At 47.5% G+C, this 366-nt stretch carries 1 protein-coding gene; it reads right to left on the minus strand.

Annotated features, from left to right (window positions below):
* Positions 1-27 precede the first annotated feature (27 nt).
* Positions 28-366: TraB/GumN family protein (locus BN3772_RS30395; RefSeq protein WP_042204527.1), on the minus strand; the 339-nt coding region annotated here is incomplete at its 5' end.

The raw sequence follows: 366 nt of genomic DNA on the forward strand, positions 1-366 counted from the left end.
GAGAGGCACCTTTTTCGTGCTGTTATATTATTTACGCACCACAGTATATCCCTTATCCTGAAGCAGCTTGATAATGCCATGCTCGCCCAGATAATGTGCCGCGCCGACGACGATGAAATACTCTTCATTCTTGCCGTTCTTAAGATAGCCGTCGATTTTGTCAGCCATTCCGATATTACGGTCAACCAGCATCGCCTTGTAGTATTCCGCGTCTCCGGCAAAGCTGTTCGTCAGCTGCAGCAGCTGCTCATCATTGCCAGTCTTCCACATCTCGGCCATCATATCCACGCTTTGGTCAATTACATCATAATTCTCTATTGCTGCGAGAAGATTAGCCTCCTGCAGCTCTTTGGAGAAGTCGTTGAA

The organism is Paenibacillus camerounensis, from assembly GCF_000723885.1.
GTDB lineage: Bacteria > Bacillota > Bacilli > Paenibacillales > Paenibacillaceae > Paenibacillus_AQ > Paenibacillus_AQ camerounensis.